The following is a 21,847-nucleotide window of genomic DNA, read 5'->3' as shown; positions in this document are numbered from 1 at the left end:
ATTTTCGTGAAGTCCTTCAGGCACTGGCGGTCTGGCAAGATCATCCGTGCTGAAGACTACGGACTGGAAGCCTTCTGTTTTCTTGTGAAAGGCTAGGCAACAGTGGCCGGCTGCTGCCCCTTCTTGCGCCCAGTTCTCGGTGCTTTCTGGCGCTTAGGGGGCGGCCCGGCCACCATTCTCTTGACCAGCCCTTCAAACCGCTTTGCTGCGTCTTCGCCTTCTGCGTACTCGTATTTCCGTGGCCGTGGGTGCGTTTCATCCATGCTCGGGACGATACCATGAACCAACTGGCCGCGCAAAGGGAACAGTCTGAATGGCACTGACCTAACCGGAGAAATTAAGACAAGAGGCGAGAGTTAAAAGAAGTCCGAGCAAACTAAAAAGGGCTAGGGCAACCCCCGCCCAAGTGCGCAACTTATCCCTGTTGTCCTTTTGAACAGCGCGAACTAAGTCTGGACGATATGCGTTGAGCAGGGAGTAGTATTTTTGGAGCTTTTCTACATGCTCCCGAGATTTTTGATAGAACTGAGAGCGGTTCTCTCGGTTCTCTAGGCTTTCTGCTGTTGTTGCGGTCAAGGTCTTGGCTTCTTCAATTTCTTTGACTATGTCACCATAGCTGTCAACGATCTGAGAAAAATCGACAGTCGGAAAATGTTCGTTTCTAATTTCATCTATCTTGCTGACGTAATACTGGATGCCTGAATCATTTGTGTCGTAGATTGCCCGTTGGGTATGTCGTAGGGCAGCATCCAGTTCCTCGTCAATGACCTTTTCATCTGTAGCGGTCATTGCCCGGAGAAGATGCTGCCCTACATATCGGCATTGATTGATGCCAGTGACGACAAGTGCTTGGTTATCGCGTCCGATATTTTTGAGGTCTGCCTCAGCCGTGTCATATAATTCTTTTATCTTCCAGAAACGGTCTCGGTGTTTGTCCGAGATCATTTGGCCTCCCCTTGAACATCCTCATCCTCAGCAAACAAATCTCCGCGCAACTCGAACTTTCCGTCAGCCAGAAGCACGCTCCCTTCAGCATGTTGCCGAACAATGCTTTTCACCAATTTATCTTCCTGGTCGGCGCGCTCTTGGGCGCTTGGAAGGTGGGCCATTGGTGCAGGCAAAAGTCGGCGAAGCCACCTGGACGGCCTCCAGTGATTCATAAAAACCCTCCTTGGTTCGAGAAATCCCAGCTCTAAACACCCTTTCGAGGGTGTTTGATTGACCGCATATCTAGGTGCTGCCATTTTGTCAAGAATACCAGCACAAAGGACTCGCATCCATTGGTTAGTCAAGTATGTTATTACCTTTGCCAAAGGGGGGCTGAGGGGGATTTTCCCGGTGCGAGAGCAGCAGTCAGAGAGCGTCGCTGTTGTTCGTCCAATCAGCGCTGATCGGATAAGGAATATAGAGTGAGGTATCGGGCAGGAGCAGGGAGGGGGTCATGCGTTGAGCCGAGGCGTGGATTCTTCTTTTTTGTTGTGCTAGACCGGGGTCGGTCTTGTCCATGAAAGCGAGGAAGAAGACACATGACAGATTTTCATGTTGCGCCTCTGGATGCGAGCTTTGGAGCGGTGGTGACCGGACTCACGCTCGCTGACCTTGATGATGCCGCCTTCAGCCGACTCTATGCCACCTGGCTTGAGTACGCGCTGCTCGTCTTCCCGGACCAGCACCTGTCGAACGAACAGCAGGTTGAATTTGCCATCCGCTTCGGGGAGCTGGAGTTCGACCTGGTGGTGATCAGCAATGTGAAGAAGGATGGCAGCGTGCGCGTCGAAGATGATGCGGACGGCGTCATTCAGGTGCTCAAGGGCAACATGGGCTGGCATTGCGACAGTACCTATATGCCGGTGCAGGCCAAGGGCGCGGTGTTTACGGCACATGTCGTGCCGTCGTCGCGCGGCGAGACCGGCTGGGCCGACCTGCGGGCCGGCTATGATGCCCTTGACGCGGTCACCAAAGAAAAAGTCGCCACGCTGTCGGCCTACCATTCGCTGCGCTACTCACAGAAAAAATCCGGCTTCACGCCCAAAGCCGCCGGCGCCTATAAGGGCTATGGTCTGGATGTCCAGGATCCGCCGCTCAGGCCCCTGGTCAAAACGCATCCCGAGACCGGGCGGAAGTCGCTGCTGATTGGCCGCCACGCCTACGGCATTCCCGGCATGGACCCGGCCGAATCTGAGGCATTCCTCAAGTCCCTGGTGGACCATACCTGTCAGCCGCCGCGTGTCTATCACCACAGCTGGAAGGTCGGCGACGCGGTGGTGTGGGACAACCGTCGCCTGCTGCACCAGTCCTGCCCGTGGGATATGACCCAAGCCCGGGTGATGTACCACGCGCGCATCGCCGGAGACCCGGCGTCCGAATTCGCAGGCCCGAGTTAGTCGGCTGGATCGGCGTGGTCGAAGCGGCCGTTACGCAGAAAGAAGATCGTCTGCCGGATTACCTCGGCCGAGCGCATCATGAAGGTATGCGTGTGGGGCAGGGCGAGAAAGTCTTGCATCCCCTCCAGCTTGGCGCTTTCCAGCGCAACCTTGCCGTCGTCGGGACCCGGCAGGAACCGGGAAAAGACAGGATTGAGGCTGCGGGTCCCGGCAATGACGCCGACCACAAACCGGGCTGGTCCGAGTTGGCGGAGCAGGCTGTCCTTGCCGGTGCCGAGCTGAAAGCCGGCCGGTCCGTTCCACAGGCCGAAGCCGGGAAGCGCCGACAGCTTGTCAACGACCTGACTCCCCCTGTTGGGTGGTCCGAGCATCACCACCCGGCCGAGCTTGGGCAAGTGATGCTCGGCCAGGTAATAGCGCACCAGGATGCCACCCAGGGAATGGGTCACGACATGCACGGTCTCGGCCCGCCGGCTGCGGCAGGCGGCGAGGCCCTTTTCCATTGCCATGGGGGCGAGTTGCTCAACAGGGTGCTTCCGGGATGGATAGTCGATGTTGGCGACGGCGAAACCCGCGTCCGTGAGCGCCTCCTCAAGCCGCGCCATGGATGCCGCCGTGCGGGCAAGGCCGTGGAGCAGCACCACGCAGTCGGGCGCTTTGCCGACCTGCTCGGCTGCTGCGGAGAGCGACAGAGCGCTTGCCAGGACAGCGGCGGACAGCCACACGAGAAGATGCATCGTCCGCAAGCGGGCCGGATGCGATCCTTCGCCGTTGCCTGGCCGTCGAGCCCGCCTATCGGCAGTGGGGCATGACCTCGGTGGCAAACAGCTCCATGGAACGCCTGACGGTGGCCGGCTCGATCAGCCCGCCCTGGTTGAAGTAGCCGATGAATTCGTCCATCTGAAACTCTTCCTGCAGGGCCTTGATGCGCTCAATGCAGTGGGCCGGGTCGCCAAACACGCCCATGCGTCGGTCCACCCCGTCGTAGTTGACCCGCTCAAGCCGCTCCAGGACCTGCTGAAAAGCCTCAAAACTCTTGACCGGAGCCGTGCTCAGGGGCTTGAGACGCTCGCCCGCAGCCTTGAAGAAGTGCATCAGGCTGGCCTCGCACTCCTGGCGCGCCTGCTGGCGGCTGTCCGACACATGGATCGGAAACATCAGGGCCACGTCTTGACGCACCTCAGACCCCAGTGCGTCCCGATGGACGCCGAGGTACTCACGCAGTTTATCCGGCGGATTGATCAGCGGCGAGGCAAAAATAGGCGTGCCCAGCCGCCCGGCAATGGTGAAGGTGTCGGGGCTGTTGGCGGCCAGGCGAATCGGGGGGTGCGGCTTCTGGAGCGGCTTGGGGACAACCGACAGCTCCTGGGTCTGGTAGTAGCGGCCCTGGTACGAAAATGACTCCTGGGTCCAGGCCTTGAGCATCACCTCCAGGGCCTCCTCAAAGCGCTCCCGACTTTCTTCCTGGGGCACGTTATAGCCCAGGTAGTGGATCGGTGCGGTGCCCCGGCCCACGCCCAGTTCCAGGCGGCCGCCGCTCAGCACGTCGGCTGTGGCCGCCTCCTCGGCGATCTTGATCGGGTTGTGGAGGGGCAGCAGGGTCACCGCCGTGCCGAGCCGAATGCGTTGGGTACGCTGGGCGGCGGCGGCCAGGATCATCAGCGGCGAGGCCGAGATGGACGAGCGCCGACCAAAGTGCAGCTCGCCCAGCCACACCGCGTCAAAGCCGACCCGGTCGCCCACCTCAATCTGAGCCAGGATGTCCTGAAAGCGTTGCCGCTCGGACTGGGTATCGTCACACGGCAGCTGATCGAAGAATCCAAAACGCATACTCTCTCCTTTGTGCTCAGCCCTGGGTCGGCGTGGCTGCGGTCTTTTCGCCGTGCTGGAGGCTGCCCTTGCCCGACACAAAATCGTGCAGATGCTGGAGGCCGGTCAAAAAACGGGCCAGATTCTGCGGGGCGGGCACGACCGGCACCATGCTCAAGGCGTACAGGGCCTTGTAGAAGCTCTCCCGCTGCTGCCAGTTCTGGTTCATGTCACAGATCGGCCGCGCCCAGGAGGCTGTTTCGAGCAGCCGCATCAGCCCGTGCAGCAGGACTCTGTCGCCCAGGGCCTGGAGCTGCCGATCCTGGGTGTGCAGGCAGAAGCGAAAGGCCGGGTCGGCACGCGGGTCGTGATGCTCGGCCGCGACCGAGAACAGGCCGAGCCGCAGGGCTGACAGCTCGGCCGACAGCCAGCTGGTGAACTTGGCGATATCAATGGCAAAATCGCCCCGGCCAATCCCCAGCGGGGCCAGGGGGTCAATCAGCACCAGCTGGGGGCAGGGCTGGCCGATGCTGGGGGCATAGACCAGGATGTTGTCCGGATACAGATCGCCGTGCACTTTGCGGACGATCCGGGGGCGGAGCTGTTGGCGCAGGCAGGCCGTGTTCTTGATGGCGGCCAGCAGGGAAAAGATATTGGGCAGGCAGGCGCCGTTGACGCTGATGTGCGGCGCGGCCATCAGCCCGGCGAAGGCCGGCAGCTCGGACAGTCGATAGGCGTAGTGCTCAAGCAGGCCGACCAGCTTGTCCGGGTAGGCGGCGGTTTCCTGGGGATAGGTAACCGAAAAAATGTCCTCGAACATGAGCCGCAGGACGTGGCCGATCAGGGCCAGCTCGTGTTCCCGGTCGAGTTGCTGGTTCAGGATGAGGTCGGACAGAGCTACCCAGCCCTCACCGAAGTACGGCATGTCATAAAAGACCGGATGGCCGTTCTCGGCGCGTTTGCGGCTGCGCAAGACCTGGGGGAAATAGTGGTGGACTACGGCCGGGACGTCTTCAAGCCAGGCGATCTCGGCCGGCAGGCTGCCGCTGATCTCGGGCTTGGTCTGTTTGCGGACGATGGTTCCCCACCGCTCATCAGTCAGCAAAAACAGACACTCGCTGTATCCCTCGCGCAACAGTCGCACGGCCCCTCCCAGGACTGGCCAGATACCCGGCAGTCCTACTCACTTTTGGGGTGGACTGTCAAGACAAGATTCCGGCGGGCGGGATGCAAGCCGCCGAAGCCGCCGGTGTTGGCCTTTGGCGGTGGATGGGCTAGCCTACGGACATAACTTCTGGGTGGAAAGGCGCATATGGAATACACAGACATCCGTGTTGAGGTTCAGGACAGCATTGCCACCGTCACGCTCAACCGTCCCGACAAACTCAACGCCTACACCACGCTGATGGGCGACGAGCTGACCCACGCCTACGAGTCGCTCGGCAAACGCAACGACGTGCGGGTGATTCTGATGACCGGTGCGGGCCGCGGCTTCTGTGCCGGGGCGGATATCGGTGGGGTATTTCAGAAGAGCATTGACCAGCGCGAGCAGGGCGGACAGGCCGAGGCTGCCCGGGGCGGCGCGATTGCCCACCCCCGCTCCGGCCTCCAGTACGCGATCCACAACTGTCCCAAGCCAACCCTGGCCGTCATTAACGGCGTGGCGGTCGGCATCGGGCTGACCCTGACCCTGATCCAGGACATCCGCATCATGGCCCAGGAGGCCAGCCTGGGGGCCATTTTCGCCAAAATGGGCCTCATCCCCGAGCTGGGTTCGACCTTTATGCTGCCGCGTTTGATCGGGCTGTCCAAGGCCCTGGAGCTGGTCTATACGGCCCGTATGGTCAAGGCCCAGGAAGCCCTGGAGCTGGGGCTGGTCAACCGGGTCGTGCCGGCCGAGGGGCTGATGGCGGCCGCCCGCGAGCTGGCCGCCCAGATGGCGTCGCTACCGCCGCTGGCCCTGGCCGTTGCCAAGCGGGCCCTGCAACAGGGCGCGGAGAACGACTTTGACGCTGCGGTACAGACCGAGACCTTTGGCCTCGACTATCTCTTCAAGACCCACGATCATCGAGAGGCGGTGGCGGCTTTTCTGGAAAAGCGAGAGCCCCAGTTTCGGGGCAAATAAGTCCAGGTGCGGGCTTCTTACAGGCCGAGCACGTCCCGCATGGTGTACAGACCCGGGGCTTGGTCGGGCAGCCAAGCTGCGGCGCGCAGCGCGCCGCGCGCCAGACACTCGCGGCTCTGGGAGCGGTGGATCAGCTCCAGCCGTTCGCCAAAGCCGGCAAACAGCACGGTGTGATCGCCGACCACATCCCCCCCGCGCAGGGACTGGACGCCGATTTCCTCGTCGCTGCGCTGGCCGGTGATGCCGTGCCGGCTGAAACGCGCCTGCTCCTCGAAGTCCTTGCCCTGGGCCTCGGCAATCGTCCTGCCCAGGGCCAGGGCCGTGCCGCTCGGGGCGTCGATTTTATAGCGGTGATGGATTTCGATGACCTCGGGATCGAACCCGTCCTGCAGGATACGCGCCGCATCCGAGACCAGCTTGAGCAGAACATTCACCCCCACGCTCATATTCGGCGCGATGATGGTCCGTGTCCGGGCGGCCAGCTGCTCGGCCTCGGCCCGCTGCTCTGTGGACAGACCGGTGGTGCCGATCGCGATTGCCGCGCCGCTGGCTGCGGCGGTGCGCAGATGGTCCAGGGCGGCCTCGGCCACGGTGAAGTCCAGGGCTACGGTATCCGGTGTGGCAACCGCCGCGTAGTCGTCGACAACGCCGACGCCCAGCGCGCCTATCCCGGCTACTTCCCCGGCATCGCTCCCCACCGCCGAGTGACCGGCCGCCTCAACTGCGCCGACCAGATGCAGTCCGGCGTGGTCGTGGATGAGGCTGACCAGCAGCCTGCCCATGCGCCCGGCGGCGCCGCAGACAACGACATTGGCCGTCATGCGTGTGTCCCTCCTCGTGCAACAGGCAATCGCAACTAGTTGTCGAGACAGCCGGCGTCTTTGAGCGCGGTGGTCAGCTTGGCCAGGTTGCCCTCGGCCATGGGGACCAGGGGCAGGCGCAACTCCAGTGCGCATTTGCCCATCAGGGCCAGGGCTGTTTTGGCCGGAATGGGGTTGGTTTCGAGAAAGACCGCCCGGATGAGCGGCACCAGTTCGAGTTGCAGGGCCGAGGCTGTGTCCCAGTCCTTGGCCAGGCCGGCGTTGACCACCGCCGCCATCTGCTTGGGCGCGACATTGGCGACGGTACTGATCACGCCCTTGCCGCCCAGCGCCATCATGGAAAAGGTCAGCGCGTCCTCACCGGACAGCACGGCCAGCTTGTCCCCACACGCCAGCCGGATATTGATGACCTGGTCAATCGACCCGGTGGCTTCCTTGACCCCGACGATATTGTCGAGTTCGGCCATGCGGGCCATGGTCGCCGGCTCAATATTCGAGCCCGTCCGACCCGGGATATTGTAGAACACGATCGGAAAGCCGGGCACGGCCTGGGCGACTGCTTTATAGTGCTGATAAATGCCCTCCTGGGTGGGCCGGTTGTAGTAGGGCGAGATCATCAGTGCCCCGTCGGCCCCGACCTCCTGGGCCTCACGGGTCAGCCGGATGGCCTCGGCAGTCGAGTTGGAACCCGTGCCGGCAATGACCGGGACGCGTTTGTTGACGACCTCGACCGCCAGCTTGACCACCTGGGTATGTTCTTCGTGCGACAGGGTGGCCGATTCACCGGTCGTGCCGCACGGCACGATGCCGTGCGTCCCGCTGTCGATCTGCCATTCGATCATGGCGGCCAGCGCCTGTTCGTCAACCCGGCCGTTCTTGAAGGGGGTAACCTGTGCAACAAATGAGCCCGCAAACATAACGCCTCCGGATGGCACGGGGCATTGTCCGAGTGGTGACCACGCTGCCCCGTGGCTGAAAGGTCAAAGTATGGGTCCTAGACCTCGACCGTGCCCTCAAACACTTCTTCGGCGGCACCGGTCATATACACGTGCCCGTCTGCTGCCCGCCATTCGATGTCAAGGTCTCCACCGCGCAGATGAACGCTGACCTGCCGCTCGGTCCTGTCGGTCAGCATGGCGGCAACCGCCGCCGCGCAGGCGCCGGTGCCACACGCCCAGGTTTCGCCGGACCCGCGCTCCCAGACCCGCATGTTCAACTCGGTCGGGCTGACGACCTGGATGAATTCGGTATTGACCCGGTCGGGAAAGAGGGGGTGGTGCTCAAACTTGGGGCCCAGCGTTTCCAGAGCTAGCGGCTCAACATCCTCGACAAAGGTCACACAGTGGGGGTTGCCCATGGACACACAGGTGACCTGATACGACACCCCGTCAACCGTCAGGGGTTGATCGATCATCTGTCCCGGCTTGGCGAGCGGAATCTGTCGGCCGTCGAGAATCGGCTCGCCCATATCGACCGTCACCCGCGCGACGCTGCTGTCTTCAAGCTCCAGAAAGAGGACCTTGAGGCCCGAGTCGGTATCAATTTTCAAGGGGTTGTCGCGGGCCAGGTCGTGGTCGTAGACGTATTTGCCCACACACCGGATCCCGTTGCCGCACATCGCTCCCCGGCTGCCGTCGGCGTTATACATCTCCATGCGGGCGTGGGCGGTGGGCGAGGGGCAGATCAGGATCAGGCCATCGCCGCCAATGCCGGTCCGCCGTTCGCTCAGCCGCCGGGCTAGGCTGGGAGGATCGGTCACTGCGGTCGAGAAGGTGTTGACGTACACGTAATCGTTGCTGATGCCGTGCATTTTGGTGAAAGGCAGTTTCATCGTCATGTGTCCCAGGTGTCGGCTCTGTCACAAGGAGCGGCGGGCGCGGGCGTGTTACGATCCGGCCTGCCAGACATGCTGGACCATGTTCGAGGGGATACTATAGTCCCCGTCTAATGTAAACGCCTGAATACGGTACTGATAGCGGGTGCCGGCATGGAGCTGGCCGTCGGTGAAACGGAAGCGTTGGGTCTGACGAAAGCGGTCACGGTCGTCGACCGGAATCGTGGCCAGTGATCTGAACTCGCCCAGCTGGCCGCCTTTGGGCTGGGCTGCGCGCAGCACCACAAAGCCGCCCAGGTCGTCCATGTCGCGGCCGTCGGCATAGGTCTCGGGCCGATCCCAGCGCAGCTCAATGGCGCTCTCGCTGGCCGTCAGCCGCAGGTCGGCGATGGCCTGGGGAGACACGAGTTCGGGCGGATACACCGGGGTCTTGTGTCCGCAGGCGGTGATCAGCCACACGCTCACCGCCCAGACGCACAGGAGTGCCGCCTGCCTCACTCTTGGGGCCTTGCACCAAAGCGTCACCCTTACACCCCAATCTCTTGCAGGCGTTTGCGGACGTTGGCCCGCGCGGTTCCGCCGGCCGAGCGGCGCCGGTCCACCGCCGCCTCCAGGCTCAGGCGGGGCAGCAGGTCGGACTCAAATGCTGCCGAGAAGCCCTGCCAGTCCTCAAGCGACAGCTGCTCCAGGCCGATGTTGTCGGACAGGCAGCGACGCACTACTCGGGCCACGATGTCGTGCGCTTTTCTGAACGGCACACCCTTTTCCACCAGGTAGTCGGCGACATCGGTCGCCAGGGTAAAGCCGCCCAAGGCTGCGGCCTGCATCCGGTCAGGCCGAAACACCAGCTGGCCAAGCATGGCTTCGAGCACGCCGAGCATGCTTTTGACGGTATCGACGGTATCAAACAGCGGCTCCTTGTCCTCCTGGAGGTCCCGATTATAGGCCAGGGGCAGGCCCTTGAGCGTGGTCAGCAGGGCGAACAGGTTGCCGTAGACCCGGCCCGTCTTGCCCCGGATGATCTCGGGCACGTCGGGGTTTTTCTTCTGAGGCATCATCGAGCTGCCGGTGGCAAAGGCGTCCGGCAGTTCGATGAACTGAAACTCGCTGCTGGCCCACAGCACCAGCTCCTCGGCAAACCGGCTCAGGTGCATGCTGATCATGGCGCTGTCCGACAGAAACTCGACCACAAAATCCCGGTCGGCCACGGTATCGAGGCTGTTTGTGCTGACCCGGGCAAAACCCAGCAGGCGGGCCACATAGGCCCGGTCTATCGGCAGGCTGGTGCCGGCCAGGGCGCCGGCTCCGAGCGGCAGCACATTGATCCGGTGTCGGCATTCCTGCAAGCGCTCGGCATCGCGGTCCAGCATGTCGTAGTAGGCCAGCAGGTGATGAGCCAGCAGCACCGGCTGGGCGCGCTGCAGGTGGGTATAGCCCGGCATGACCACGTCGCGGTGCCGCTTGGCCAGCCGGGCCAGGCGTTTCTGGAGTGCGGTCAGCAGCTTGTGGATGGTTGTCGTTTCCTCGCGCAGGTACAGGCGGACATCCAACAGGACCTGGTCATTACGGCTCCGGGCAGTGTGCAGCTTGCCGCCCAGCAGACCGATTTTCTCGGTCAGACGCCGCTCGACCGCCATGTGGATATCTTCGTCCGAGGCCAGAAACGGGAAACGGTCCTGCTCAATCTCACGCTGAACCCGCTCCAGACCCTTACGGATTTTTTCCCCTTCGGCCGGGGTCAGCAGCTTCTGCTTGACCAGCATCTTGCAGTGGGCCTGGCTGCCCTGGATGTCGTAACGGGCCAGCCGCCGGTCAAAGGCCAGGGAAGAGGTGAAGGCCTCCATCCTGGGGTCGGCAGCCGCCTCAAAACGTCCGGCCCAGGCTTTTGTCCCGGTGGCCGTCTTTGTCCTGCGTTTCATACCGACCGCAGTATTATTGCTGGGCCAGCGCCCGCAGCCGCAGCCGCAGGGCGTTAATCCGGATAAAGCCCTCGGCGTCGGCCTGGCGATAGTCTCCGCCGGCCTCGAAGGTCGCCACTTCGGGGTTGTAGAGGGTCTTGTCCGACTTGCGGCCGACCACAATCACGTTGCCCTTGTACAGCTTGAGGCGCACCGTGCCGCTGACGTTGGTCTGGGCCTCGTCAATGGCCGCCTGCAGCATCTCGCGTTCCGGGGCAAACCAGTAGCCGTAGTAGACCATCTCGGCATAGCGCGGGACGAGTGAGTCGCGCAGGTGGAGGGCTTCCCGGTCGAGGGTCAGCGATTCGACCGCTTGGTGGGCAATGTGCAGGATCGTTCCGCCCGGGGTTTCGTACACGCCGCGCGATTTCATGCCGACATAGCGGTTTTCAACCAGATCAATCCGGCCGATGCCGTGCTTGCCGCCGAGTTCGTTCAGCCTGGCCAGCAGCTTGGCCGGCGACAGGGGCTGGCCGTTGACTGCGGTCGGGTTGCCGGACTGAAAATCGATCTCAATATACTCGGGCGTATCCGGGGCCTGCTCGGGCGACACCGACAGGACAAACATGTCGTCGTAGGGTTCCTGCCACGGGTCTTCGAGCACGCCGCCCTCAAAGCTGATGTGCAGCAGGTTGCGGTCGGTGCTGTACGGCTTTTCCGCGGTGACGGGGATGGGGATGGCGTAGCGCTCGGCGTAGGCGATCAGCTCGGTGCGCGAGTTCATGTCCCACTCCCGCCACGGTGCAATCACCTGGATATGGGGTTCCAGGGCGTAGTAGGTCAGCTCAAAGCGGACCTGGTCGTTGCCCTTGCCGGTGGCGCCGTGCGAGACTGCCCGGGCGCCTTCCTGGCGGGCGATTTCGATTTGGCGCTTGGCGATCAGCGGCCGGGCAATCGAGGTGCCGAGCAGATAGCCGCCCTCGTAAAAGGCGTTGGCCCGGAACATGGGGAAGACAAAGTCGCGCACGAACTCTTCGCGCAGGTCGTCGATGTAAATCTTGCTCGCCCCGACCTGGGTGGCCTTGTCCTCAACCGGGGCGAGTTCCTCGCCCTGACCCAGGTCGGCACAAAAGGCGATGACCTCGCACTGATAGGTCTCGATCAGCCAGCGCAGGATGACCGAGGTGTCCAGACCGCCACTGTACGCCAGAACCACTTTTTGTATATCCACCACAGCAAAACACCTGCTTGAAAAAGTCCCGGCAGCCTACCATGCCACCACCGGCAAGACAACGGAGCGGGGGCTACTGGAGCAGCCAGGCCATGATGGCTTTTTGGACGTGCAGACGGTTCTCGGCCTGCTCCAGAACGATGGATTGCGGACCGTCCAAGACCTCGGCGCTGATCTCCTGGCCGCGATGGGCGGGCAGGCAGTGCATGACCAGAGCCTCGGGCTTGGCCAGCGCCAGCACCTCGGCGTTGACCTGGTAGGGACCGAAGGCCTGTTGCCGGACGGCGCTCTCGTCTTCCTGGCCCATGCTGGTCCACACGTCGGTGTAGACCACATCGGCTCCGTCCACGGCGTCGGGCAGCGCGTGGCTGACCCGAATGTCGCCGCCCGCTTTTTTTGCTGCCGCCAACAGCTCGGCGTCGGGCTCATAGCCCGGCGGACAGGCCAGCCGAAAGCTGATGGGCAGTTTGGCGGCCGCATTCAGCCACGAGTTGACGACATTATTGCCGTCGCCGACAAAGGCGATGTGCAGGCCGTCGAGCCGGCCGCGCTGCTCGATCAGGGTCAGGCAGTCGGCCAGAATCTGACACGGGTGGGAGAGATCCGACAGGCCGTTGATGACCGGAACCGTTGCCTGCTCGGCGAGTTCCAGGACAATCTGGTGGGCAAAGGTGCGGACCATGATCAGGTCAACCCAGCGCGACAGATTGCGGGCCACGTCGGTCGGCGATTCGCGCGTGCCGAGACCGATGTCTGCCGGGGACAGATACACCGCATAGCCGCCGAGCTGCACCATACCGGCCTCAAAGGTGACCCGGGTGCGCAGGCTGGGCTTCTCGAAGATCATGGCCAGGGTTTTGCCGCTCAGCAGGGGATGGGCCTGGCCGGCCCGGCGCTCGCGCTTGAGCCGCTGGGCCAGGGCAAAGATGGTGCTGAGCTGGTCCGGCTCAAGGTCGGCGATACTGACCAGGTCGCGTTTCATTGCTGGGCCAACACCTTTTCAAGAATCGCAATGCCTTGGTCAATTTCGGCCTGGGTAATGATGAGCGGCGGGATAAAACGCAGCACCGTGCCGGCCGCGCAGTTGATCAGCAGGCCCTGATCCAGACAGGCGCTGACAATGTCCGCCCCGTCCCGGTCGAGTGCGGCGCCCAGAATCAGGCCCTGGCCGCGCACCTCGGTAATGCACGAGAACTTGGCTTGCAGGTCTTGCAGCCTGGTCAGGAAGTAGGCGCCCATCTTGTGGCAGTTTTCCAACACGCCGCCGTTCAGCAGGGTATCCACGACTGCCACTCCTGCGGCGCAGGCGACCGCATTGCCGCCAAAGGTGGAGCCGTGGGTGCCCAGGTTCAAGCTTTCGGCTACCTCGGCCCGGGCGACCATCGCGCCGACCGGAATGCCGCCGCCCAGGGCCTTAGCCAGGGGCATGATGTCCGGCTCAATGCCCGCGTGCTCATAGGCGAACAGCGTGCCGGTGCGGCCGATGCCGACCTGCACCTCGTCGGCGATCAGCAGCAGGTCGTGGCGGTCGCAGATGTCGCGCAGCCCCTTGAGATAGCCCGGTCGGGGGACCACGACCCCGCCCTCGCCCAGAATAGGCTCGACCAGGATCGCCACGGTCTTGTCCGAGACCGCCGCCTCCATCGCCTCCAGGTCGTCGTAGGCGACGTAGCGAAAGCCGTCCAGCACCGGTCCAAAGCCCTGGCGGACCTTTTCCTGGCCGGTGGCGGCGATCGTGGCCATCGTCCGCCCGTGGAAGGAGCCCAGGACGGTCAGGATCTCATAGCGTCCGTCGCGCTTATCCACGCCGTATTTGCGGGCCAGCTTGATTGACGCCTCGTTGGCCTCGGCGCCGCTGTTGCAGAAAAACACCTTGTCGCCAAACGAGTGGCTGCACAGCAGCTCGGCCAGCCGCGCCTGGGGCACGGTGTGGTGCAAATTGGAGATATGGGTCAGGGTGGCGACCTGATCCTGGACCGCCCGGACCACGGCCGGATGACACTGGCCGAGGTTCATGACGGCCAGGCTGGCAAACAGGTCCAGATACTCCTTGCCCTCGGCGTCCCACAGCCGACAGCCCTCGCCGCGCACAAAGGCGACCGGAAAGCGGGCGTAGGTGTTGCACAGATACCGGGTGTTCAGATCAATGATATCCTGGTTGGTCATGCGTTCCTCCGGACGACCTCGGTGCCGACCCCCTCCTTGGTGAACAGCTCCAGCAGGATGGCGTGGCGGACGCGGCCGTCAATAATATGGGTCTTGCGCACCCCGCCGTGCAGCGCCTCAAGACAACACTCGACTTTGGGAATCATGCCCGCACTGATGGTGTGGCGGTCAATCAGGGTCTTGGCCTGCTGGCTGCCGAGGGTGGAGATCAGGGCGCCGCTGTCGTCTTGAATGCCCTCGACATCGGTCAGCAGGATGAGCTTTTCGGCCTGCAGAGCCTGGGCGACTTTTCCGGCGACGAGGTCGGCGTTGATATTATACGTGGTGCCGTCCCGGCCGATGCCAATCGGGGCGATGACGGGGATGAAATCGGCCCCAGTCAGGGAGTGGACCAAGTCAGGGTTGACGCCGACGACTTCCCCGACCTGACCGATATCGCGGCGCTGGGGCGGCTGGCCGTCCGTCACGAACATCTTGCGGGCCACAATCATGTCCCCGTCTTTGCCGCTCAGGCCGACCGCTCGGCCGCCCTGGCGGTTGATCAGGGTCGCGATCTCCTTGTTGAGCTTGCCCAGCACCATCTCGACCACTTCCACGGTGGCGGCGTCGGTGACGCGCATGCCGCGCACGAAGGTCGAGCTGATGTCCAGCCGCTCCAGCATGTGGCCGATCTGGGGGCCCCCGCCGTGGACCACGACCGGATTCATGCCGGTAAACTTGAGCAGCACGATGTCCTGGGCAAAGTGTTGCTTGAGGTCGTCGTCCTGCATGGCGTGGCCGCCATACTTGATGACCAGGGTCTTGCCCGAGAAGCGCTGCATATACGGCAGGGCTTCGAGCAGGGTGTCGGCTTTTTGAATTAGATCGTCCATAGTGAATGACAATCCCGTGTGGAAGACATATGCCCTGTCGCCTCAGACGGGTCAATAGGAGCCCCATTTTCTCGGCCCGCGGGCTTGGTTTCCGGCCGGCCTTGGGCTAAGTTCGGCAGGGACAGTCGCCGAACACATCTCCATCGGGAGGCGAGTATCATGACACTCCGCATCACGCCCTTGAGTGACGCCTTGGGCGCCGAGGTCAGCGGACTTGACTGGACGCGACCCGTAGATGACGCCGCCAGAGCCGCCATCACTGGCGCGTTTCTTAAGGCGCATCTGCTATGCCTGCGCACCGCGCCCCTGACGCCGGCCGAATTTGTCCGGGTCGCCCGCTACTTTGGTGAACCTCAGCTTCAGCTGCTGCGCGAGTATCGGGATACCCACGTCCCCGAAGTGTCGGTTCTGGACAGCTCGTACAAGACGCCTGAGTCCAAGCCGGCCGATCTGTCCCGGCTACGCCTGACGGGCTGGCACACCGACGATTCGTATTTTGCCGTCCCGGCCAAGGCGACCATGCTCCAGGCCCTGGCCCTGCCCGAGTCCGGTGGCGAAACCTGTTTTTGCAATCTGCGGGCCGCCTATACCGACCTGCCTGAGGAGCTGAAGGCCCGGGTGGACAGCCTGCGGGCCGTGCATAGCTACGATACGCTGCGCACTCCGGCCCGGGCCCAGCAACGCTCGACGGTTGAAAAACAGGAAACCCCGGACGTGGTCCACCCCCTGATTCGGACCCATGATGAGACCGGGCACAAAGCGATTTATCTGAACGCAAACCGGACCGACCGGATTGTCGATCTGGAGCGGCAGGAGAGCGACGCCCTGCTCGACCGGCTCCACGCCCACATGACCCAGGCCCGCTACCGCTACGATCACGCCTGGCGGGTCGGCGATATTCTGGTCTGGGACAACCGGTGTCTGGTCCATTCGGTCAATATGGATTTTTCGGTCGGCCAGAGCCGGCGTCATCAGCGCATCCTGCTCAAAGGCTCGGTGCCGGTGTGAGGAAAACAATGCAACATGCACTGCTGCGGGCTGTCGTGTTTGCCGGCCTCGTCCTGGTCGGCGTGGCGTGTACCCAGGAAACCCAGAACAAGTTTGGGCGGGCGGTCCAGAACTGGACCGGCACCGACGGGGTACTGGAAATTTACGCGGGCGACAAGCTGGTCAAGCGCTTTCTTGAAATTGACAAGATTTCGACCGCAACCGGAACCGGCGACGGCGTGCCCCGGCCGTACCGCTTCGGCTACGGCGTGCTGGACGCCAACCTGAACGGCCGGTCTGACGACGGGGAGGCCAAGGTCTACTTTGAGTTCAGCGATTATTCGACCTCGTACGTGTTCTACGAGAGTCCGTCCTGATGTGTTGACCGCAGTCCAACCGTGGCCTAATCGCCGAAGCTCGTCCCGACCAGACGAGCCGCTTCAACGAGGTGATGGTCCGGGGAGACCAGCTTCTTTTTCCCCGCGACCTCTTCCAAAGGTACGGGTCGGAGCTGCCGGTCCTGTACGGCCAGCATAAAGCCGTCGCGACCCTCTCGCAGCAACTGGGCGCAGCGCGTGCCCAGCCAGGTGGCAAGGACACGGTCCGTGGCTGAGGGCGTCCCCCCGCGTTGCAGATGACCAAGAATGCTCAGGCGCGACTCCTGGCCCGTCAGGCGCTCCAACTCCTGGGTGAGACGAATCGTATGGCCAACGTGTTCCTTATGGAATTTTTCCAGATTGGCCGAGGCCTTTTCCTTTTCTTGTCTGTCTTTGGCCTCTTTTTTTTGGTGCACGAGTTCCCCGACCTTTTGGGCTTCACTGATAGACAGCGCGCCTTCTGCGACCACGACAATGCTGAAGTGCTTCCCCTGTCTGGTCCGTTCTCGAATAGTCTGGGCGACCCGCTCAAGGTGATAAGGAATTTCCGGGATAAGAATGACATCCGCCCCGCCGGCCATTCCGGCTTGGAGCGCTAACCAGCCCGCTCTGTGGCCCATCACTTCGACCACGATAATCCGGTCGTGGCTGGTCGCGGTCGAATGCAGCCGGTCTATGGCTTCGGTCGCGATGCCCACCGCAGTATTAAACCCGAACGTGATGTCGGTCTTGGCAATATCGTTGTCAATCGTTTTTGGCAGGGTCACGATATGCAGGCCCGCTTTTTTGAGCCGCAGCGCGTTTTTCTGTGTGCCACCCCCGCCCAGACAGACCAGTGCATCCAGATGATGCCGCCGATAGGTATCGATGACGGCATCCGTCATGTCATGGATTTTGCTGCCAATGAACATCCGGTGCGGTTTATCCCGACTGGTGCCGAGAATGGTTCCACCGTCGGTCAGAATGCCCGAGAGCGCTTTTCTGTCTAACTCCAGGGTCTGATTCTGCACCAATCCACGGAAACCGTTTTGAAAGCCGATAAGCCGGATGTCATAGGCGTCCAAACAGGCCTTGCCGACCGCACGAATGGCCGCGTTGAGTCCGGGACAGTCTCCACCGCTGGTCAAAATGCCTATGTATTGTGCCATGCGCCTATATTACGGTCTCCGCCTGTTCGATGTCGAGAGCGGGTCACAACGAGACAGGCTGAATCAGGGGATTTACGGTAGAGGCTGTAGATGTCGTCACCGTTGCTCATGCCGCCATCGTCCGCACGTCATAGCGCGGGATATAGCGGTCTCTCGTGACGAGAACGAGGTCTTCGGCCTGGGCTTGGGCGACCAGCATCCTGTCGAACGGGTCGCCGTGGTGAGGCGGAAGAGTGCCGGCCCGTTCCGCGTGAGAAAACGTGAGAGAGAGCGGCGTGAACCCCTGCTCTTTGACTCCGGCTTCTAAATCGTCCGGGGCTTGAAGCTTTCCCAACGTGCGTTTGACGGCGATCTCCCAGCCGCTGACTGCGCTGACGAAGACTTCGTTGAATGTGTCGGCTATGGCTTCATATGCGCGTCCATTCAACCGCTGAGGCTCTGTCAGCCACCACAGAAGAGCGTGGATGTCTAGCAGTAAACGCACTATTCGCTGTCCTCATCTGGAAAGATCTTTGAGTTGTAGAACGAGTCGATAACGTCTTGAGGCGTCTCGTCGAAATCTGGAGCGATCCAGATTTGTCCCTTCGAGGCGCCTGGTTTGCGCTTGGTCTTTGGCTTGTGGTACGGCTCAAGCCGCAGATACGGTTCGCCAGCTTTAGCGATGATGATTCCTTCGCCCTCCCAGGCCAGCTTACCAAGCTTCGAAAGCTGAGACTTTGCCTCGTGTATATTCACCTTCATTTGACATACCGCCCGGTTGGACTAAGTCTGGCTAGATTAGGACAACAAGCCGGTCCCATCAAGCAACCGGAGGCTCAAAGTCTTCGCTTGTTATCAGCTCATAGTTGTCCTGGCAGCCGGGTCGAGACATCACTGCTGGTTGACAGACAGTCGTTGAATGGTAAACCTTGCACGTGTATGAAGTTCGCTATCAGAAACATGCGGCACGCCAGCTTCTTCGCCTGCCGCGCGACCTTGCGCAGCGGATCCGCGCGAGAATCGAAACGGTTGCGGCAAATCCCTACGGGAGACATCCGAACGCGACGCGGCTGCAGGGTCAGGCTGGAGGCTTTCGACTCCGGACAGGCGACTGGCGTATCATCTATGTCCTTGACGACGAGCGAAAGGTGCTTCTCGTGGCGAAGATTGACCGGAGAGGGCAGGTGTACAGATGAACGAACGAAATGTGCAGATCATTGAGAAGGACGGCCAGCCCGAATACGCCGTCCTGCCGATTGAGGATTACCGTCGCCTGGTCGCTTCGCTGGAGGACTCCGCGGATTGCGCTGCCATCGACCGGGTGCTGAGTGAGGACGCGGCTGGCGAGACCGTTCCGGGCGAGGTCGTGAATGCGATCCTGGACGGCGTGCCACCCCTGCGGGCGTGGCGCCAACACCGCGGGTTTACGCTGGAGGTGCTGGCGGAGCGGGCAGGCGTCTCGAAAGGGTATCTGTCACAGGTCGAGAATGGGCGGAAGTCTGGGACGCTGGCTCTGTTTCGCCGGCTTGCGACCGTGTTAGACGTGGCCTTGGACGATTTGGCCGGATGGAAGGGTGAGGATGCCTAGAGCAATGTACGGTTCCGTATCGCCAGTCGGTTTCGTCACACAAGCACAGGCTCATAATCTTTAGAAATCGACCGGGCGGGAGGACGTTCGTTCACAAGCCTGCTCCGGCCAACTGGTCGGGCCAGATAGTTCTTCTGACCAAGTCCATTGTCAAGGGCGACACGAACAGCGCCTGGCGGGTCGTCGCAACGGTAACTCGGCCCTGGCAGAGTCCACTCCGCTTTCCCTTTCACATTTCCTCTTCCCACCCGCTGGTCAAACGGCGGCACGAACCGTTCCCGATTTCAGGTCGCGGCAGTCCCGAGCAATAGCCGTCCCCGATTGTGGTCTGTCTCAATTGCCCTCGACGGCGTCTCGACGAAGCCTGGTACCTGTCTGAACCCATCCGTAGAATCGCGTCTTTTTATTCGCTGATGAACTGGCACTCTGAGAACTCAAATCCGTCCCGGGTCACATTGGTCGCACTCAAAAATAAGCAGTGTCCATCATCTGAAAATTCGTTCTGTTTTGGATAATTCTTGCCACGGTCGCCATCAATGATTTCAAACGGAGCGTCTTCAAAGCTTATGAGAGCTGGACTGTCCATTCACTTAACTCCTCAAACTTCCTGCGAGCAGTGTTGGCCTGTCCATTTCACACTTTTTTCTTTGGTCAGGTAGGGGAAGTCAGGAGGCGTGAGCCAAGGTAGAAGCCGGCTGGATATGGGCAGTCAGCCTTTTCTTTTCCTTGGAGAGCTTGCGAAAATCACACTCGACCTGGAGTCCGTGCCAGAACTCGTCAGACTGTCCGAAGAAAGCGCCGAAGCGAATAGACATGGCAGGCGTGATCGACCGTTTGCCAAGAACGATCTCGTTGATGGCCCGTGGGGCAACACCGATCGCGCGGGCCATGGCGTTCTGCGAGATCCCCATTGGCTTGAGGTACTCCTCCAGAAGAATTTCACCAGGAGTAATGGGACTTTTCATCCTCATACCATATAACGTCATGGGGAACTGTCAATGGTAATCGACAATGGCGACTCGTGCCGGTCCGTGCTCTGTCCACTGAAAGACAATGCGCCACTGATCGTTGATGCGAATGGAATGAAGACTTGCTCGGTCGCCCCGCAGGCTTTCCAAGCGGTTTCCGGGAGGAACGGCCAAGTCGCTCAAGACACGCGCTTGGTTCATCTGAATAAGTTTTCTCAGCGCTACTCGTGAGATTGCCGCAAAGCGTCGGCTTCTTTCCGAATGGAATAGTTCTTCGGTCTCTTTGTCAGCGAAGGATTGGATCATGCGGAGTTGGCGTTTCCACGAGCTACGAAGATAGCGTCAATCTTTTCACCGATCCGTTAATCTTGCTTTGAGTGAATGGTAATCCCGAAGGTGTCTATGTGGTGGCGCTTGAGAGGGACGGAAGTGATGCTATCGTAGGCTTTAAGGTCGCAGGTCTGCGGAATGTCGAGGTCTTCCAGGTCAAGAGCCAGCTGTCCGAGGCGGTCGTCGCCACGGTGCCTCTTGTGGCTAGGTCGATGGAAGAAGGTTCGGCTCTCTCATCATTCCATCGTCTCCAAGCTCAAGCACTCGTAGAGTGCCGCGAGAATCACGAGGTGGAGGTGCTGGATTCTGGTCGCTCGGCCCGACGGCGGGTGTGGCCGCCGAGCCCCGCCGACCCGATCTTACGCCGAGGTGCTGGGCCGGGCTTTCACGGCCTCGTACCAGCGCCGCAGGTTGGTCCAGGCCGGGTCGAGCCCGAACTCGCCCTGATAGCGGCTGTTGTGGGCGGTCTCCAGGCCGATGAACAGCATGATGTCGGCAATCGAGAAGGCCCCGGCCAGCCAGTCTTTACCCTCCAGGCCGGCGTTGACCAGCGGCAGGCGCGACATCAGCACACCTTTCGCGTGGTCTGAGACATCGCCCTTGGACAGCACCATGCGCGAGGCGGTGAGATACACCCCGATCTCACACCGCCGCTCCCAGGCCCGGACCTGGGCGCGGCTGACCGCGTCGGTGCCAATCAAGGGCGGGTCGGGATACAGCTCTTCTAGGTATTCCATGATCGGCAGGGTCTCGGCCAACACGGTTCCGTCGTCGAGTTCCAGGATGGGCACCCCGGCAAACGGATTCTTGGCCAGGAACTCGGGCGTTTTTTGCTCGCCGGCGTACAGGTCCAGCTCCTTGATGGGAATGTCGAGCTGCTTCTCGGCCAGATAGATGCGGACTTTGCGCGGGTTGGGGGCACGTCTGGTGTCAAGATAGAGTAGCATGGGTCAATCCTCTCTGTGGGTATTTTTGTGTCGAGCGGTTCGATTTTTGCCGGAGCCGTTTTGCATTGCAATAGTTGACACAGGCTGGGCAATCAATAGAATGCCGGGGCGCAGGGTGGGAGGGGGATTCCCGCCGCACTCCGCAGCGGACGGAGGTTCAGCCCTATGGAGGTATTCATCACCTGTCCCTCGCAGCGAGACCGGGACGCCATTGCCGGCCTCTCAGGCTATAACTTCCACCTGCTCGACGCCCCGCTCAACCCCCGCACTCCCTCACCCGAGCTCGATCTGCATGCCTATCTCGACCAGGGCCTGGAGTATTTGCGCCGCCATCATTTTGACGCTATTTTTTACTAGCGGGACGTGGGCGAGCTGGTCGCCGC

Annotated in this window: 27 protein-coding genes; 7 read left to right on the top strand and 20 right to left on the bottom strand. The window is 61.7% G+C overall.

Annotated elements, in window-relative coordinates; all coding sequences use genetic code 11:
• Positions 1 to 324: 324 nt before the first annotated feature.
• On the bottom strand, positions 325 to 945 hold the full coding sequence (locus tag J4F42_08730; GenBank protein ID MCE2485583.1) for a hypothetical protein: 621 nt from the start codon (positions 943 to 945) through the stop codon (positions 325 to 327).
• A 581-nt stretch (positions 946 to 1,526) separates the two neighbouring features.
• Between J4F42_08730 and J4F42_08725 the strand changes: the two genes are divergently transcribed.
• Complete coding sequence (locus J4F42_08725; protein MCE2485582.1) at positions 1,527 to 2,384, top strand: TauD/TfdA family dioxygenase; 858 nt, start codon at positions 1,527 to 1,529, stop codon at positions 2,382 to 2,384.
• On the opposite strand, the gene J4F42_08720 is transcribed toward J4F42_08725, so the two are convergent.
• From J4F42_08720 to J4F42_08710, 3 genes are all read right to left on the bottom strand, one after another.
• Positions 2,381 to 3,109: an alpha/beta fold hydrolase gene (locus J4F42_08720; protein ID MCE2485581.1), complete on the bottom strand. Its 729-nt coding sequence runs from the start codon at positions 3,107 to 3,109 to the stop codon at positions 2,381 to 2,383. The genes J4F42_08725 and J4F42_08720 overlap by 4 nt on opposite strands.
• A gap of 67 nt (positions 3,110 to 3,176) precedes the next feature.
• Positions 3,177 to 4,214 (bottom strand): LLM class flavin-dependent oxidoreductase, encoded by a 1,038-nt coding sequence (locus J4F42_08715; GenBank protein MCE2485580.1) that lies wholly within the window; start codon positions 4,212 to 4,214, stop codon positions 3,177 to 3,179.
• Positions 4,215 to 4,230: 16 nt separating this feature from the next.
• Positions 4,231 to 5,337 (bottom strand): hypothetical protein, encoded by a 1,107-nt coding sequence (locus J4F42_08710; GenBank protein ID MCE2485579.1) that lies wholly within the window; start codon positions 5,335 to 5,337, stop codon positions 4,231 to 4,233.
• 168 nt (positions 5,338 to 5,505) lie between these two features.
• Between J4F42_08710 and J4F42_08705 the strand changes: the two genes are divergently transcribed.
• Positions 5,506 to 6,318, top strand: a complete 813-nt coding sequence (locus J4F42_08705) for an enoyl-CoA hydratase/isomerase family protein (GenBank protein MCE2485578.1) — start codon at positions 5,506 to 5,508, stop codon at positions 6,316 to 6,318.
• Between the two features lie 17 nt (positions 6,319 to 6,335).
• Here J4F42_08705 and J4F42_08700 read toward each other — a convergent pair whose 3' ends face one another.
• From J4F42_08700 to argB, 9 genes are all read right to left on the bottom strand, one after another.
• Positions 6,336 to 7,139: a 4-hydroxy-tetrahydrodipicolinate reductase gene (locus tag J4F42_08700; GenBank protein MCE2485577.1), complete on the bottom strand. Its 804-nt coding sequence runs from the start codon at positions 7,137 to 7,139 to the stop codon at positions 6,336 to 6,338.
• A gap of 35 nt (positions 7,140 to 7,174) precedes the next feature.
• On the bottom strand, positions 7,175 to 8,056 hold the full coding sequence (locus tag J4F42_08695) for a 4-hydroxy-tetrahydrodipicolinate synthase (GenBank protein MCE2485576.1): 882 nt from the start codon (positions 8,054 to 8,056) through the stop codon (positions 7,175 to 7,177).
• Between the two features lie 77 nt (positions 8,057 to 8,133).
• Positions 8,134 to 8,970 (bottom strand): diaminopimelate epimerase, encoded by an 837-nt coding sequence (locus J4F42_08690; GenBank protein MCE2485575.1) that lies wholly within the window; start codon positions 8,968 to 8,970, stop codon positions 8,134 to 8,136.
• A 54-nt stretch (positions 8,971 to 9,024) separates the two neighbouring features.
• Positions 9,025 to 9,432 (bottom strand): fibronectin type III domain-containing protein, encoded by a 408-nt coding sequence (locus J4F42_08685; protein ID MCE2485574.1) that lies wholly within the window; start codon positions 9,430 to 9,432, stop codon positions 9,025 to 9,027.
• Positions 9,433 to 9,500: 68 nt separating this feature from the next.
• Positions 9,501 to 10,892 (bottom strand): argininosuccinate lyase, encoded by a 1,392-nt coding sequence (gene argH, locus J4F42_08680; protein ID MCE2485573.1) that lies wholly within the window; start codon positions 10,890 to 10,892, stop codon positions 9,501 to 9,503.
• A 13-nt stretch (positions 10,893 to 10,905) separates the two neighbouring features.
• Positions 10,906 to 12,105 carry an argininosuccinate synthase gene (locus tag J4F42_08675; GenBank protein MCE2485572.1) on the bottom strand — a complete coding sequence of 400 codons (1,200 nt, stop codon included), beginning with the start codon at positions 12,103 to 12,105 and terminating at the stop codon, positions 10,906 to 10,908.
• Positions 12,106 to 12,175: 70 nt separating this feature from the next.
• Entirely contained in the window at positions 12,176 to 13,084 is a 909-nt protein-coding gene (gene argF / locus J4F42_08670; protein ID MCE2485571.1) for an ornithine carbamoyltransferase, read from the bottom strand.
• Positions 13,081 to 14,268, bottom strand: coding sequence for an aspartate aminotransferase family protein (locus J4F42_08665; protein ID MCE2485570.1), 1,188 nt, complete (start codon positions 14,266 to 14,268; stop codon positions 13,081 to 13,083). The genes argF and J4F42_08665 overlap by 4 nt, the downstream gene beginning before the upstream one ends.
• The gene (argB, locus tag J4F42_08660) at positions 14,265 to 15,140 is read right to left on the bottom strand and encodes an acetylglutamate kinase (GenBank protein MCE2485569.1); all 876 of its coding nucleotides are present in this window, start codon (positions 15,138 to 15,140) and stop codon (positions 14,265 to 14,267) included. The genes J4F42_08665 and argB overlap by 4 nt, the downstream gene beginning before the upstream one ends.
• A gap of 159 nt (positions 15,141 to 15,299) precedes the next feature.
• Between argB and J4F42_08655 the strand changes: the two genes are divergently transcribed.
• Both J4F42_08655 and J4F42_08650 read left to right on the top strand, forming a co-directional pair.
• The gene (locus J4F42_08655) at positions 15,300 to 16,148 is read left to right on the top strand and encodes a TauD/TfdA family dioxygenase (protein ID MCE2485568.1); all 849 of its coding nucleotides are present in this window, start codon (positions 15,300 to 15,302) and stop codon (positions 16,146 to 16,148) included.
• An 8-nt stretch (positions 16,149 to 16,156) separates the two neighbouring features.
• A complete protein-coding gene (locus tag J4F42_08650) occupies positions 16,157 to 16,504 on the top strand; it encodes a hypothetical protein (protein ID MCE2485567.1) in 348 nt (115 codons plus the stop codon).
• A 26-nt stretch (positions 16,505 to 16,530) separates the two neighbouring features.
• Here the strand turns inward: J4F42_08650 and J4F42_08645 are convergent, their stop codons facing one another.
• From J4F42_08645 to J4F42_08635, 3 genes are all read right to left on the bottom strand, one after another.
• Positions 16,531 to 17,652, bottom strand: coding sequence for a 6-phosphofructokinase (locus tag J4F42_08645; protein MCE2485566.1), 1,122 nt, complete (start codon positions 17,650 to 17,652; stop codon positions 16,531 to 16,533).
• A 106-nt stretch (positions 17,653 to 17,758) separates the two neighbouring features.
• Entirely contained in the window at positions 17,759 to 18,136 is a 378-nt protein-coding gene (locus tag J4F42_08640; GenBank protein ID MCE2485565.1) for a type II toxin-antitoxin system VapC family toxin, read from the bottom strand.
• A complete protein-coding gene (locus tag J4F42_08635) occupies positions 18,136 to 18,393 on the bottom strand; it encodes a hypothetical protein (GenBank protein ID MCE2485564.1) in 258 nt (85 codons plus the stop codon). Before J4F42_08635 ends, J4F42_08640 begins: the two co-directional genes overlap by 1 nt.
• A gap of 167 nt (positions 18,394 to 18,560) precedes the next feature.
• Here J4F42_08635 and J4F42_08630 point away from each other — a divergent pair, with 167 nt between their 5' ends.
• Together J4F42_08630 and J4F42_08625 are read left to right on the top strand one after the other, a co-directional pair.
• A complete protein-coding gene (locus J4F42_08630) occupies positions 18,561 to 18,827 on the top strand; it encodes a type II toxin-antitoxin system RelE/ParE family toxin (protein MCE2485563.1) in 267 nt (88 codons plus the stop codon).
• Positions 18,824 to 19,219, top strand: a complete 396-nt coding sequence (locus tag J4F42_08625) for a helix-turn-helix transcriptional regulator (GenBank protein ID MCE2485562.1) — start codon at positions 18,824 to 18,826, stop codon at positions 19,217 to 19,219. Before J4F42_08630 ends, J4F42_08625 begins: the two co-directional genes overlap by 4 nt.
• A gap of 403 nt (positions 19,220 to 19,622) precedes the next feature.
• Here the strand turns inward: J4F42_08625 and J4F42_08620 are convergent, their stop codons facing one another.
• The 4 genes from J4F42_08620 to J4F42_08605 form a co-directional block, all read right to left on the bottom strand.
• Positions 19,623 to 19,805, bottom strand: a complete 183-nt coding sequence (locus J4F42_08620) for a hypothetical protein (protein ID MCE2485561.1) — start codon at positions 19,803 to 19,805, stop codon at positions 19,623 to 19,625.
• A 79-nt stretch (positions 19,806 to 19,884) separates the two neighbouring features.
• A complete protein-coding gene (locus tag J4F42_08615) occupies positions 19,885 to 20,184 on the bottom strand; it encodes a HigA family addiction module antidote protein (GenBank protein ID MCE2485560.1) in 300 nt (99 codons plus the stop codon).
• Between the two features lie 30 nt (positions 20,185 to 20,214).
• Complete coding sequence (locus tag J4F42_08610; GenBank protein ID MCE2485559.1) at positions 20,215 to 20,493, bottom strand: type II toxin-antitoxin system RelE/ParE family toxin; 279 nt, start codon at positions 20,491 to 20,493, stop codon at positions 20,215 to 20,217.
• A 383-nt stretch (positions 20,494 to 20,876) separates the two neighbouring features.
• Positions 20,877 to 21,464 (bottom strand): glutathione S-transferase family protein, encoded by a 588-nt coding sequence (locus tag J4F42_08605; GenBank protein MCE2485558.1) that lies wholly within the window; start codon positions 21,462 to 21,464, stop codon positions 20,877 to 20,879.
• 165 nt (positions 21,465 to 21,629) lie between these two features.
• Between J4F42_08605 and J4F42_08600 the strand changes: the two genes are divergently transcribed.
• Positions 21,630 to 21,821 carry a hypothetical protein gene (locus J4F42_08600; protein MCE2485557.1) on the top strand — a complete coding sequence of 64 codons (192 nt, stop codon included), beginning with the start codon at positions 21,630 to 21,632 and terminating at the stop codon, positions 21,819 to 21,821.
• The last annotated feature ends 26 nt before the right edge of the window (positions 21,822 to 21,847 follow it).

Source organism: Desulfurellaceae bacterium (genome assembly GCA_021296095.1).
Classification (GTDB): Bacteria; Desulfobacterota; Binatia; order Bin18; family Bin18; genus JAAXHF01.
This window is presented reverse-complemented; position numbering and strand designations above follow the sequence as displayed.